The sequence below is a fragment of the Saccharopolyspora sp. CA-218241 genome, from assembly GCF_050954615.1.
In the GTDB taxonomy this organism is placed as follows: domain Bacteria; phylum Actinomycetota; class Actinomycetes; order Mycobacteriales; family Pseudonocardiaceae; genus Saccharopolyspora; species Saccharopolyspora cebuensis.
This window is the reverse complement of sequence record NZ_CP191860.1, coordinates 4,488,188-4,501,051: the sequence shown is the minus strand read 5'-3', so window position 1 is coordinate 4,501,051 and position 12,864 is coordinate 4,488,188. Positions and strand designations below refer to the sequence as shown.

Sequence of the window (12,864 nt, the reverse complement as noted above, 5' to 3'; positions counted from 1 at the left end):
CTGCAGTCCGTGGTGGCCGGATACCGCTGGTGCCCCGGATTCGGCCGGTGCCCGGGTTCGACATCCCGAACGGGATCGCCCGCCCGAGTCCCTCGGACGGGTTCGCCGGGCCGGAGTCGCTCCGGTCCCGACCGCCCGCAGCCTACCCGGTTGTCGCGGCGCGCGGCGCGTGCCCGAAGGGCCGTTCACCGCGCCGGGTCGGGTCGAATCCCGCCAGGCACCGGCCGCACCGCCCGGCCACCGCCGGGAACGGTGACCGCGGGACCGCAGAGCAAGAGGAGTCGACAGTGGCCTTGTCCACCGACGAGAAGAAGCAGATCCTGGCCGAGTACGGCGTGCACGAGGGCGACACCGGTTCTCCGGAAGCCCAGGTCGCGCTGCTCACCAAGCGGATCACCGGCCTGACCGAGCACCTCAAGCAGCACAAGCACGACCACCACTCGCGTCGTGGTCTGCTGCTGATGGTGGGTCGGCGGCGTCGGCTGCTCAACTACCTGACCAAGGTGGACATCGAACGCTACCGTTCGCTGATCCAGCGACTCGGTCTGCGTCGTTGACGAACCGCTGGGGGGAGCGGCCTCGGTCGCTCCCCCCAGCGCTCGGTCGCCCGGCGACCGGGAGAACCCGGCGGCGCGGTGGTGCCGCCACCAACCGCAGAGCGCCTACGGCGGCGGGCGGGCGTGTCCGCCGGTCCTCGGTAGTGGCTCCCGGGGAGAGCGTTTCCCGAGAGCTTCGATCGATGGCCGGCCTCGTCGGACCACGACCCTGATGCGTAGCCGTGGGCCTCGTGCACAGACGTGAACGATGAGGAGTTCAACCTTGACTGAACCGCAGTCGATCGACGAGGGCGTGTTCGAGTCGACCGCCGTGCTGGACAACGGCGAGTTCGGGACCCGGACCGTCCGCTTCGAGACCGGCCGGCTGGCCAAGCAGGCCGCCGGCAGCGTCGTCGCCTACCTCGACGACGACACCATGCTGCTGTCGGCGACCACCGCCTCCAAGCAGCCCAAGGAAAACCTCGACTTCTTCCCGCTGACGGTGGACGTCGAGGAGCGCATGTACGCCGCGGGCCGCATCCCCGGCTCGTTCTTCCGCCGCGAGGGCCGCCCCTCCACCGACGCGATCCTGACCTGCCGGCTGATCGACCGGCCGCTGCGCCCGTCCTTCGTGGACGGTCTGCGCAACGAGGTGCAGGTCGTCGTCACGGTGATGAGCCTGCGCCCCGGCGACCTCTACGACGTGCTGGCGATCAACGCCGCGTCGGCCTCCACCCAGGGCTCCGGCCTGCCGTTCTCCGGCCCGATCGGGGCCACCCGGATGGCGCTGATCGACGGCCAGTGGGTCGCGTTCCCGACCCACGAGCAGCTCGAGCGCGCGGTGTTCGACATGGTCGTGGCCGGGCGGATCGTCGGTGACGACGTGGCGATCATGATGGTCGAGGCCGAGGCCACCGAGCAGACCGTGGAGCTGGTCGACGGCGGCGCCCAGGCGCCGACCGAGGAGGTCGTGGCCGCCGGCCTGGAGGCCGCCAAGCCGTTCATCCGCACCCTGTGCCAGGCCCAGCAGCAGCTCGCCCAGGCGGCGGGCAAGGCCACGCAGGACTTCCCGGTGTTCCCGGCCTACGCCGAGGACGTCTTCACCGCCGTCGAGCAGGCCGTTTCCGGTGAGCTCGGCGAGGCGCTGAAGATCGCGGGCAAGCAGGAGCGCGAGGCCCGGCTCGACGAGCTCAAGGCCGCTGTCCTGGACCAGGTCGGCGTCGGCGAGGGCGAGGCCTTCGAGGGCCGCGAGAAGGAGATCGGCGCCGCGTTCCGGTCGCTGAACAAGAAGCTCGTGCGGCAGCGGATCATCCGCGACCAGGTGCGCATCGACGGCCGCGGCCTGACCGACATCCGCGACCTGTCCGCCGAGATCGGCGTGGTCCCGCGGGCGCACGGCTCGGCGCTGTTCGAGCGCGGCGAGACCCAGATCCTGGGCGTGTCCACGCTGAACATGCTGCGCCTGGAGCAGACCATCGACTCGTTGTCCCCGGAGACGACGAAGCGGTACATGCACCACTACAACTTCCCGCCGTACTCGACCGGTGAGACCGGCCGGGTGGGCAGCCCGAAGCGGCGCGAGATCGGCCACGGCGCGCTGGCCGAGCGCGCGCTGATGCCGGTGCTGCCGTCGCGGGAGCAGTTCCCCTACGCGATCCGGCAGGTCTCCGAGGCGCTGGGGTCCAACGGCTCCACCTCGATGGGCTCGGTCTGCGCCTCGACGCTGTCCCTGCTCAACGGCGGTGTGCCGCTCAAGGCCCCGGTGGCGGGCATCGCGATGGGCCTGGTCTCCGACGTGGTCGACGGCCAGACCCACTACGTGGCGATGACCGACATCCTCGGCGCCGAGGACGCCTTCGGCGACATGGACTTCAAGGTCGCGGGCACCCGGGACTTCGTGACCGCGCTGCAGCTCGACACCAAGCTGGACGGCATCCCGTCCGAGGTGCTGGCCCAGGCCCTCGGCCAGGCCCGGGACGCGCGGTTCACCATCCTGGACGTGATGGCCGAGGCCATCGGCAAGCCGGACGAGATGAGCCCGCACGCGCCGCGGGTCACCTCCATCTCCATCCCGGTCGACAAGATCGGCGAGGTCATCGGGCCGAAGGGCAAGATGATCAACTCGATCACCGAGGAGACCGGCGCCGAGATCACCATCGAGGACGACGGCACCATCTACGTCGGCGCCGCCGACGGTCCGTCCGCCGAGGCCGCGATCGACAAGATCAACGCCATCGCCAACCCGCAGCTCCCGAAGGTCGGCGAGCGCTTCCTGGGCACCGTGGTCAAGACCGCGGCCTTCGGCGCGTTCGTCTCGCTGCTGCCGGGCAAGGACGGCCTGGTGCACATCTCCAAGCTGGGCAACGGCAAGCGCATCGGCAAGGTCGAGGACGTGGTCAACGTCGGCGACAAGCTGCGCGTGGAGATCGCCGACATCGACAGCCGCGGCAAGATCAGCCTGGTGCCGGTCGACGAGGACGAGTCCGCCGACCAGGCCCCGGCCGAGGAGAAGGCCGAGTCGGGCGCCGAGCAGTGATCCCGCGGCCCGCCCGCACCTGACGACGCGGCCCGTCCCGGAGCTCTCCGGGGCGGGCCGCACCGCTGCGCCCCCGCTGTCGAGCGAAACCGAAGGACGATGAAGCAGAACCAGAGCCGCCCCGGGCACCTCCAGCGGACCGGCACCACCCGGGTCCTCGGACGCACCAGCGGCGGCGCGGTCCGCCGCACCGTGCTGCCGGGCGGGCTGCGGGTGGTCACCGAACCCGTGGCCGGGGTCCGCTCGGCCTCGGTCGGGATCTGGGTCGGGGTCGGCTCCCGCGACGAGACCCGGCAGCAGGCCGGTGCCGCGCACTACCTGGAGCACCTGCTGTTCAAGGGCACCGCCAAGCGGTCGGCGGTGGACATCGCGCAGGAGATCGACGCGGTCGGCGGTGAGCTCAACGCGTTCACCAGCAAGGAGCACACCTGCTACTTCGCGCACGTGCTCGACGAGGACCTGCCGCTGGCCGTGGACGTGCTCTGCGACGTGGTCTTCGACGCGGTCAACGCGGCCACCGACGTCGAGGTGGAGCGCAGCGTGGTCCTGGAGGAGATCGCGATGCGCGACGACGATCCCGAGGACCTGCTGCACGAGGAGTTCACCTCGGCGCTGCTGGGCGACCACCCGCTCGGGCGCTCCGTGCTGGGCAGCGAGGAGTCCATCTCGGCGATGACCCGCAACCGGGTCCACGGCTTCTACCGGCGCAGCTACGCGATGCCGAAAATGGTGGTGTCGGTGGCGGGCAACGTCGAGCACGGTCGGGTGCTGCGGCTGGTGCGCAAGGCGCTGGGCGGGCGGCTCGACGGCGAGATCGCGCCGGAGGCGCCGCGCACCGGTCGGACCAGGCTGCCGCGGCAGCGCCCGCTGGCCCTGCGCACCGACGACACCGAGCAGGCGCACCTGCTGGTCGGCTGCCGGGGCTACGACCGGCACGACGAGCGCCGGTTCCCGCTGGGCGTGCTCAACGCGGCGCTCGGCGGCGGGATGAGCTCGCGCCTGTTCCAGGAGATCCGGGAGCAGCGCGGGCTGGCCTACTCCGTCTACTCCAGCACCGGTGCCTACGCCGACACCGGGATGTTCTCGGTCTACGCGGGCTGCACCCCGGAACGGCTCGGCGAGGTCTCGGCGGTGATCCGCGAGGTGCTCGCCGAGGTCGCCGCCGACGGGCTCGGCGAGGACGAGGTCGCCCGCGGCAAGGGACAGCTCCGGGGCGGCCTGGTGCTCGGGCTGGAGGACTCCGCGGCGCGGATGAGCCGCATCGGCAAGAGCGAGCTGAACTACGGCAGGCACTACAGCGTCGAGGAGACCCTGGAGCGGATCGAGGCGGTGACGCCCGAGGACGTCGCGGAGCTCGCCGCCGACCTGCTGCGGCGTCCGCTCACCACCGCGGTCGTGGGGCCCTACGAGACCCCCGACGACCTCCCACCCGGGATCTGACCACCCGCCCAGGTGATCTTCTGCCAGGTGAGGGGCACTTTCATGACCCTCGCGGGTGAAGGCGCCCGCATCGCCGCACCGCCGCGAGCTGCTCGGGTGGCGGTCCTTAGACTGCCGGGCAGCACCGAGCAGGGAGGTATCCGCACGTGAACTCGTCAGCTCCGATCAAGGTCGGCGTTCTCGGCGCCCGCGGCCGGATGGGGTCGGAGGCGGTGCGCGCCGTCGAGGAGGCCGCCGACACCGAGCTGGCCGCCGCGCTGAACCGGGAGGATCCGCTGTCGGGCCTGGTGGACGCGGGGGTCCAGGTCGCCGTGGAGCTGACCCACCCCGACTCCGCGCTGTCCAACGTCGAGTTCTGCGTCGACCACGGCATCCACGTCGTGGTGGGCACCAGCGGCCTGGGCACCGAGGAGCTCGACGCGATCCGCGCCCGGCTCGCCGAACGCCCCGGCGTCGGCGTGCTGGTGGCGCCGAACTTCGCGATCGGCGCGGTGCTGTCGATGCGGTTCGCCGAGCTCGCCGCCCGCTTCTTCGAGTCGGCCGAGATCGTCGAGCTGCACCACCCGAAGAAGGCCGACGCCCCTTCGGGCACCGCCGCGCGCACCGCGCAGGTCATCGGGCGGGCGCGGGCCGACGCCGAGCTGGACCCGATGCCGGACGCCACCACCAAGGAGTTCGACGGGGCGCGGGGCGCCGACGTCGACGGGGTGCCGGTGCACTCGGTGCGGATGGCCGGGCTGGTCGCGCACCAAGAGGTGCTGTTCGGCACCGAGGGCGAGACGCTGACCATCCGGCACGACTCCTACGATCGCCGCTCCTTCATGCCCGGCGTGCTGCTCGGCGTGCGGGAGATCGGCTCCCGGCCCGGTTTGACCGTGGGGCTCGACCCGCTGCTGGGGCTGTGATGGCCGAGCGGCGGCGCTGGCTCAACGCGCGGGGCGCGGCGTTCCTGATCGCCGCGGCGCTGCTGGTCTACCTGGTGGTGATGGGCGGCCGGGCGATCACCATGATCAGCAGCGGGCAGCCGGTGTTCCTCGCGCTGGGCCTGGCGATCCTGGTGTTCCCCGTGCTCGGCGCGGTGCTGGTGGCCGACCAGCTCCGCTTCGGGGCGAGCACCGAACGGCTGGCGCGGCGGCTGCACGACGCCGACGAGCTGCCCGACGTCTCGCACCTGCCCACCCGCCCGTCCGGCCGGGTGGAGCGGGAGGCGGCCGACGCCTGGTTCGACGAGAAGCAGGCCGAGCTCGAAGCCGCCCCGCAGGACTGGCGCCGCTGGTTCGCCCTCGCGCAGGCCTACGACCTCGCCGGTGACCGCAACCGGGGCCGCAAGGCGATGCGCCGCGCCATCGACCTGGAACGCGCCGACCGCTGATCCCACCCACCGACGGGTGAGCACCCGAGCGGCCCCGGCCCCCGGTTCACCCGAACGGGACGTAGGTGAGGGGCACCCTTGCCCAAGTAACTTGGGCAAGGGTGCCCCTCACTCAGTTCACGGACGGGTGGTCAGATCCAGGTGCCGACGAGACCCGGGGCGGCGGCGAGCACGCCGAAGCGGACGAACCGGCCGGTGAAGCCCGCCACGAGGAAGGTGCTCAGCGGCACCTTGGCGATCCCGGCGCCGATCGCGACCGCGGCGAACGGCGGCAGGCTCGCCGTGGCGCTGATCAGCAGCACCCCACCGGTCCAGAGGGGCCGTTGGCGGCACGTCGCGCGGAAGCGCTGCATCCAGTCCCGCCAGCGCCCGGGCCGCTGCTCCCGGTCGGCGCGGCGGCGCAGCACCTTCGGCAACCGGATGGCGCCGCGCGCGGCGTAGAAGTGCAGCAGCTTCCCGCCGATCTGGCCGGTGGCGATCACCAGCGCCAGCACCCACCACGGGATCTCGGGCCCCTTGAGCAGCAACCCGACGACGAACAGCTCGATGCTGATCAACGGCAGCAGGGCCGAGGCCACCGACACACCGAAGGTGGTGGAGAGCAGTCCGATCACGGTCAGCACGGTCGTCCCCCAGAACGTCCGGACGAGCGAACCGCGTGGGGCGGCGGTGCCGCCGGGCGCGGTGCGGCCGACCGTAGCAGTCCTCGTCCGGGCACGTGCGGTCGCCGCGGCGTCACGCCAGGTCGAGTTCGAGGTCGAGCGGACCGGAAAGCCGCAGCTCGCGGAGGGGGCGTCCGGCGGCGTCGAGGGTCCGCACGGTGCCGTCCGGCGCCCAGCCCGCCCCCCGGAAGAAGGACGTCGTGGCCTGGTCGGCCTCGGCCACCCACGCGATCCCGCGCGTCGCGCCGTTCCGACCGAGCTGCTGGGCGAGCCGGACCAGCAGCCGACCGCCGTGCCCCCGCCGCCCCCACCTCGGCTCGACCAGCACGGTGCCGACCAGGGCGACCGAGTCGGCGTCCGGCGGGGCGGACCCGTCGGCGGACGCGGACTCCTCGGCCGGTGCCGGACCGCCCGCGGCGAACCCGACCGGCCGGCCGCCCTCCTCGGCGACGAGCACGGTGACCGGCCCGTCGACCGCCTCGCGCCACCGGGCCTCGGCTGCGCCGGTGTCCAGCTCCGCCATGACGGACGGCGGCAGCAGGTCGGCGTAGGCGGTCCGCCAGGTCGCCAGCTGGATCCGGGCGATGTCGGCGGCATCGGAAGGGGTCGCGTCGCGCACGTCGGCGTCGGCCATGCCCCCAAACTAACGTGCCGGTCCGGGCACGCGGTGACACCACCAGGCCAGGGCTGTCGGAGGTCGCTGGCACCATCGAGGCGTGCAGACGATGAACGCCGCCGCCGCCCGCCGCACCGCGCTGGCCGCGCAGGGCTTCGCCGATCCGCGCCCGGCGGGCGAGGTGGGCAGGCGGCAGTTGCGGCGGGTGCTGGGCCGGATCAAGCTCCTCCAGCTCGACTCGGTCAACGTCGCGGTCCGGGCGCACTACATGCCGCTGTTCAGCAGGCTCGGCGGCTACCCGGCGGAGCTGGTCGACGACGCGGCTTGGACGCACCGGGCCCGGCGGCCCCGGCTGCTCGTCGAGTACTGGGCGCACGAGGCGTCGCTGGTGCCGGTGGAGGACTGGCCGCTGCTGCGCTGGCGGATGCGGGAGTACGGCGGGTCGTGGCGCAAGCGCGGTCGCGAACTGCTGGAGCGCTCGCCGGACCTGGTCGATGACGTGCTCGCCGCGGTCAAGGAGCTCGGACCGGTCGGGGCCGGGGCGCTGGAGCGCGAGCTGGGGGAGCAGCGCGGCAGCCGGGGGCCCTGGTGGGACCGCAGCGACACCAAGCGGGCCTGCGAGCTCCTGTTCGCGATGGGCGCGCTGACCACGGGTGCCCGGCGCGGCTTCGAACGGCTCTACGACCTGCCGGAACGGGTGCTGCCACCGCACGTGCTCGGCAGCGAACCGGAGGACGAGGACGCGATCCGGGGGCTGGTGGAGCGGTCGGCGCAGGCGTTGGGGGTGGCCACCGAACCGGACCTGCGGGACTACTACCGGCTCGATCCCCCGCGCAGCAGGCAGGCGGTCGCCGAGCTCGTCGAGTCCGGGGTGCTGGAGCCGGTGTCGGTGCGCGGCTGGAGCCAGCCCGCCTACCTGCACGAGTCCGCGCGGACCCCGCGCCGGATCACCGGCCGCGCGCTGCTGTCCCCGTTCGACCCGCTGATCTGGGAGCGGTCTCGCGCCGAGCGGCTGTTCGGCTTCCGCTACCGCATCGAGATCTACGTGCCGGAGGCCAAGCGCCGGTACGGCTACTACGTCTTCCCGTTCCTGCTCGACGGCGAGCTGGTGGCCCGGGCGGACCTCAAGGCCGACCGCGCCGCCGGGGTGCTGCGGGTGCCCGGTGCGTTCGCCGAGCCGGGGCGGGACCGCGAGGCGGTGGCCACCGAGCTCGCCGGTGCGTTGCGCGACATGGCCGAGTGGCTGGGCCTGTCCGGCGTGCGGGTCGGGGACCGCGGCGACCTCGCCGCCCCGCTGCGCGCCCGCGTCTGAACCAGGTGCGGGGCACCTCACCCGACTGCGCCGGATGAACGTGCCCCGCACCCGAGCGCCGGTTGCCCGGGTTCCGGGATGCGGCGCATCCGGCACCGCAGGCCGGTCACACGGCGCGGGTCAGGGTCGCGTCGCCGTTGCCGGTGCGGGCGAACACCCGCAGGCCCGGCTCGGTGGCCGGTGGCTCGTCGGTCACGTCGAGGTCGCTGGTCGCCGAGCCGGTGGAGGAGGTCAGGTCGACCTCCGCCGCGACGCCGCGCCGCAGCGAGACGACGACCTCGCCGGACCCCGTGATCAGCTCGACCTCGCCTTCGGCGGCGTCGGCGACCGCGATGTCCCCGCTGCCCGAGCGCACCAGCACGTCGGCGGACACGCTGCCCAGCCACACCGCACCGCTGCCGGTGGCCACGGTCGAGGCGCCTTCGACGGCGGCGATCTCGACGTCACCGCTGCCGCTGCGCGCCTGCACCCCCGCCGCCATGGTGCCGAGCCGCAGCGGGCCCGATCCGCTGCGCACGTTGGCCCGGTCGGCGGCGTGCGCGATGGCCACCGCCCCCGAGCCCCCTGCACCGAGACCCGGCCCGCGACGCCGGTGACGGTGACTTCGCCGGTCCCGGTGTGCAGGGTGATCTCGGAGTCCTGCGGCGCCTGGACCCGCACCGCCAGCGGGACGCCGCGCAGCGGTGAGGTGGTGGGGGTTCGGACGGCGAGCCGGTTGCCCGCCAGGTCGATCCGGGTGCGGCGCACGGCCTCCTCGACGGGTTCGCGGGCGCGGGCGTCGGCCCCGGCGAGCGGTCCGGAGTCGCCGAACTGGTCGCTGACCCAGTTCAGCAGCCCGGACAGCCCGGCGCGCCAGTCCGGGAGGGCGGGGCCCGCGTCGTGCCGGACCTCGACGTGGGTGGTGGTGGTGTCGGACAGTTCGACCACCACCGGGCCGAGGCCGTTGCCGATGTCGACGGTGATCGGCCCCGGGGTGTCGAAGTCCTGCCTGCGGACCAGCTCCGCCGGCCCCCCTGCGCTGTCGGTCGGGTCGTCGGCGGATCCGGGGTTCGAGGTCATGGTCGCCTCCTGGGTGCCTGTGGGCGGGTGGCGGTGTCGCCGATGGTCTGCGCGGCGGGCGCTACTGCGGTCGGGAGGGTCAGTCCTGCACCCAGCCGCGGACGCGCGAGCCGCCGGCGCCGGGCCAGCCGCCGTGCCGCGGTCCGCGTCCGCCCTGCGGGCGGCCGGGCCGGGAGTGCTGCTCCCACCGCCCGCGCCCGCCTTGCAGCGCGCCCTGCACCGCCTGGGCGACCCACGTGTTGAGCGACACGCCCTGCGACGAGGCGGCGTGCTCGGCCTGGCCCTTGATCTCGTCGAGCAGGCGCAGGGTGATGCGGCTGATGTCACCGCCGTCCATGGGCGGCGGCGGAGGCGGCGGTTCGGCGCCGGACTCGTCGGCCTGGCCGCCGGTGCCGCTGACCGCCACCCGGACGTCGCGCCCGGCGAGGCGGAGGTCGACGACCTGCCCGTCGAGGTGCGCGGTGACCTCGGCCGCCAGGTCGGACAGCGCGTTCATGATGGCCAGCCGGGCCGCGGGCTCGATCGCGCCGGAGAGCACCGCCGCGGTCTGCCGGGTCTGCTCGTCGCCGGCGGAGGCCGCCGAGTTGAGGTCGTCGCGGAGCTGGTCGATGTAGGGAGTCAGATCCATGACGTCACTATGGCGTCATCCGCGGCGTCGCGCAACCGGGCGGCTGGCGTCGTGCGGTGCCGACGGGGTCGGCGGTTACGCTCGACAGCCGCAAGGGGGAGACGCCCGCGGTGGCCGGAGCGCCACCGCGACCAGCAGGAAAGGGGACCGCCCGCGTGACCGAGATCGTGCGGCCGAAGGTGCAGCTCATCGGCAAGACCGAGTTCTTCCCGCCGGAAGACGTGGCCTGGTCGACCGACGCCGACGGCGGGCAGGCGCTGGCCGAGTTCGCCGGACGCGCGTGCTACCAGTCCTGGAACAAGCCCAACCCGGCCACCGCCACCAACGCCGGCTACCTGCGGCACATCCTGGAGGTGGGCCACCTCTCCGTGCTGGAGCACGGGACGGTGTCGTTCTACCTGACCGGGATGTCCCGCTCGCTCACCCACGAGCTGATCCGGCACCGGCACTTCTCCTACTCGCAGCTCTCCCAGCGCTACGTGCCCGAGCGCGACGCCGCGATGGTCGAGCCCGACGTCATCGCCGAGGACCCGGAGCTGCACGCGAAGTTCGTCGCGGCCACCGAGGCCAGCGTCGCGGCCTACACGGAGCTGCTGGGCGCGCTGCAGGAGAAGTTCGCCGACGAGCCGAAGGCCACGCTGCGCCGCAAGCAGGCCCGGCAGGCCGCCCGCTCGGTGCTGCCCAACGCCACCGAGACCCGGATCGTGGTCTCCGGCAACTACCGCGCCTGGCGGCACTTCATCGCGATGCGCGCCAGCGAGCACGCCGACGTGGAGATCCGCGCGCTGGCCATCGAGTGCCTGCGCCAGCTCCAGAAGAACGTGGCCAACGTGTTCAGCGACTTCGAGATCACCGCGCTCAAGGACGGCAGCGAGGTCGCCTCCAGCCCGTACGTCACCGAGGGCTGACCGCCGCGGCGGGTGCGTCGCGGCGGCGCGCCCGCCCGGTTCGGCCCCGATCGGCGCCGCGCCCACTAGAGTGGGCGCATGGGTGTGGCGAGCGATGAGCGTGCGCAGTTGTGCGATCTGTTCGACCGGGTCGGGCCGGACGCCCCGACGTTGTGCGAGGGGTGGAGCACCCGGGACCTGGCCGTGCACCTCGTGGTGCGGGAGCGGCGACCGGACGCGCTGGCCGGGCGGCTGGTGAAGAAGCTTGCCGAGCGCGGCGAGCGGATCGAGTCCGAGCTGCGCGCGCTGCCGTGGCCGGAGCTGGTCGGCCAGGTGCGGCAGGGGCCGCCGAAGTGGAACCCGATGGGCCTGTCCGGTGTCGACGAGGCGGCCAACACCGCGGAGTTCTTCGTCCACCACGAGGACGTGCGCCGCGCCCAGCCCGGCTGGGAGCCGCGGCCGGCGGACCCGGCTCGGGACGAAGCGCTGTGGCGGTCGCTGAGCCGGATGGCGAAGGTGTTCTACGGGCGCAGCCCGGTCGGCGTGGTGCTGCGCCGCCCGGACGGCACCGAGATCGCCGCCAAGCGGGGGCCGCGCACGATCCGCATCCTCGGCGAGCCCGGCGAGCTCCTGCTGCACGCGTTCGGCCGCGCGCAGACGCGGGTGACCTTCGAGGGCAGCGACGCCGACGTGCTCGCGGTGGAGGACCTGCGGCGGCACCTGTAGCGGAAATCCCGCGTTCCGGATCGAGCGCGGGCCGGAAGATCGACCGCCTCGGCGGTCCCTCGCCCGAGGGTTTCCGCCGTCCGCGGCGAAGGCCGTCCAGGCGTCCTGACCAGTGCCGGGCCAAGGTAGCGTCAGGGGCATGACCGACTGCCCCACCGCTGCCCCGGGCCGCCCGTTCGGCCGCGTCCTGACCGCGATGGTCACGCCGTTCGACGAGGACGGGAAACTGGACGTGCGGCTGGCGCAGGAGTTGGCCGCGTACCTGGTCGACAGCATCGGCAACGACGGCCTGGTGGTCAACGGCACCACCGGGGAGAGCCCCACCACCACCGACGACGAGAAGCAGCGCCTGCTGCGCGCCGTCGTGGAGGCGGTGGGCGACCGCGCGACCGTGGTGGCCGGTGCCGGGACGAACAACACCGAGCACTCGGTGGAGCTCGCGCGCGACGCGGAGCGCGCCGGGGCGCACGGGCTGCTGGTGGTGACGCCGTACTACTCGCGCCCGCCGCAGGAGGGGCTGCTCCAGCACTTCCGGGCGGTCGCCGACGCCACCGAGCTGCCGGTGATGCTCTACGACATCCCGCCGCGCTCGGTCGTGCCGATCCAGGTCGACACCCTCAAGCGCCTCGCCGAGCACCCCCGCATCCGGGCGGTCAAGGACTCCAAGCACGACCTGCTCGCGGGCAGCGAGGCGATGGCCTCGACCGACCTGGCGTACTACTCCGGCGAGGACCCGCTGAACCTGCCGTGGCTGTCGGTGGGCGCGGTCGGGTTCGTCAGCGTCATCGGGCACATCGTCGGCGACCGGTTGCGCCGGATGCTCGACGCCCACGAGAGCGGCGACATCACCACGGCCCGCGAGGTCCACAACGGACTCCTGCCGGTGTACCGGGCGATGAACGGCGTCGGCGGGGTCATCTTCGCCAAGACCGCGATGCGGCTGTGCGGTTACGAGACAGGTCAGCCCCGGCTCCCGCTGCCCGAGGCGACCGAGGAGCAGGTCCGGTTGATCACCAGCGACCTGTGGGATGCTGGACTGGTCCTGGTCAATCCGGATGCCGCAGCAGAGGTGAACCAGCTTTGAGCGAAC

Annotated in this window: 13 protein-coding genes; 9 read left to right on the top strand and 4 right to left on the bottom strand. The window is 73.3% G+C overall.

Annotated features, from left to right (window positions below):
* The first annotated feature begins 287 nt into the window (after nucleotides 1-287).
* From rpsO to ACQP0T_RS21375, 5 genes are all read left to right on the top strand, one after another.
* A complete protein-coding gene (gene rpsO / locus ACQP0T_RS21395) occupies nucleotides 288-557 on the top strand; it encodes a 30S ribosomal protein S15 (RefSeq protein WP_345355319.1) in 270 nt (89 codons plus the stop codon).
* A gap of 262 nt (nucleotides 558-819) precedes the next feature.
* Nucleotides 820-3,072, top strand: a complete 2,253-nt coding sequence (locus ACQP0T_RS21390) for a polyribonucleotide nucleotidyltransferase (protein ID WP_433869681.1) — start codon at nucleotides 820-822, stop codon at nucleotides 3,070-3,072.
* A 99-nt stretch (nucleotides 3,073-3,171) separates the two neighbouring features.
* The gene (locus tag ACQP0T_RS21385; RefSeq protein ID WP_433869680.1) at nucleotides 3,172-4,512 is read left to right on the top strand and encodes a M16 family metallopeptidase; all 1,341 of its coding nucleotides are present in this window, start codon (nucleotides 3,172-3,174) and stop codon (nucleotides 4,510-4,512) included.
* 146 nt (nucleotides 4,513-4,658) lie between these two features.
* Nucleotides 4,659-5,417, top strand: a complete 759-nt coding sequence (gene dapB, locus ACQP0T_RS21380) for a 4-hydroxy-tetrahydrodipicolinate reductase (RefSeq protein WP_433869679.1) — start codon at nucleotides 4,659-4,661, stop codon at nucleotides 5,415-5,417.
* Entirely contained in the window at nucleotides 5,417-5,884 is a 468-nt protein-coding gene (locus ACQP0T_RS21375; RefSeq protein WP_433869678.1) for a hypothetical protein, read from the top strand. The genes dapB and ACQP0T_RS21375 overlap by 1 nt, the downstream gene beginning before the upstream one ends.
* A gap of 131 nt (nucleotides 5,885-6,015) precedes the next feature.
* On the opposite strand, the gene ACQP0T_RS21370 is transcribed toward ACQP0T_RS21375, so the two are convergent.
* Nucleotides 6,016-6,507, bottom strand: coding sequence for a VTT domain-containing protein (locus ACQP0T_RS21370; RefSeq protein WP_433869677.1), 492 nt, complete (start codon nucleotides 6,505-6,507; stop codon nucleotides 6,016-6,018).
* Between the two features lie 112 nt (nucleotides 6,508-6,619).
* Complete coding sequence (locus ACQP0T_RS21365) at nucleotides 6,620-7,180, bottom strand: N-acetyltransferase family protein (RefSeq protein ID WP_433869676.1); 561 nt, start codon at nucleotides 7,178-7,180, stop codon at nucleotides 6,620-6,622.
* 91 nt (nucleotides 7,181-7,271) lie between these two features.
* Here ACQP0T_RS21365 and ACQP0T_RS21360 point away from each other — a divergent pair, with 91 nt between their 5' ends.
* Entirely contained in the window at nucleotides 7,272-8,474 is a 1,203-nt protein-coding gene (locus tag ACQP0T_RS21360; RefSeq protein WP_433873801.1) for a winged helix-turn-helix domain-containing protein, read from the top strand.
* A gap of 106 nt (nucleotides 8,475-8,580) precedes the next feature.
* Here ACQP0T_RS21360 and ACQP0T_RS21355 read toward each other — a convergent pair whose 3' ends face one another.
* Together ACQP0T_RS21355 and ACQP0T_RS21350 are read right to left on the bottom strand one after the other, a co-directional pair.
* Complete coding sequence (locus ACQP0T_RS21355) at nucleotides 8,581-9,024, bottom strand: DUF4097 family beta strand repeat-containing protein (protein WP_433869675.1); 444 nt, start codon at nucleotides 9,022-9,024, stop codon at nucleotides 8,581-8,583.
* Nucleotides 9,025-9,612: 588 nt separating this feature from the next.
* Entirely contained in the window at nucleotides 9,613-10,161 is a 549-nt protein-coding gene (locus tag ACQP0T_RS21350; protein ID WP_433869674.1) for a toxin-antitoxin system HicB family antitoxin, read from the bottom strand.
* A gap of 155 nt (nucleotides 10,162-10,316) precedes the next feature.
* Here ACQP0T_RS21350 and thyX point away from each other — a divergent pair, with 155 nt between their 5' ends.
* The 3 genes from thyX to dapA all read left to right on the top strand — a co-directional run bounded on the left by thyX (nucleotide 10,317) and on the right by dapA (nucleotide 12,858).
* Complete coding sequence (gene thyX, locus ACQP0T_RS21345) at nucleotides 10,317-11,069, top strand: FAD-dependent thymidylate synthase (RefSeq protein ID WP_345355290.1); 753 nt, start codon at nucleotides 10,317-10,319, stop codon at nucleotides 11,067-11,069.
* 78 nt (nucleotides 11,070-11,147) lie between these two features.
* Entirely contained in the window at nucleotides 11,148-11,774 is a 627-nt protein-coding gene (locus ACQP0T_RS21340; RefSeq protein ID WP_345355287.1) for a TIGR03085 family metal-binding protein, read from the top strand.
* Between the two features lie 139 nt (nucleotides 11,775-11,913).
* Nucleotides 11,914-12,858 (top strand): 4-hydroxy-tetrahydrodipicolinate synthase, encoded by a 945-nt coding sequence (gene dapA, locus ACQP0T_RS21335; protein ID WP_433869673.1) that lies wholly within the window; start codon nucleotides 11,914-11,916, stop codon nucleotides 12,856-12,858.
* The last annotated feature ends 6 nt before the right edge of the window (nucleotides 12,859-12,864 follow it).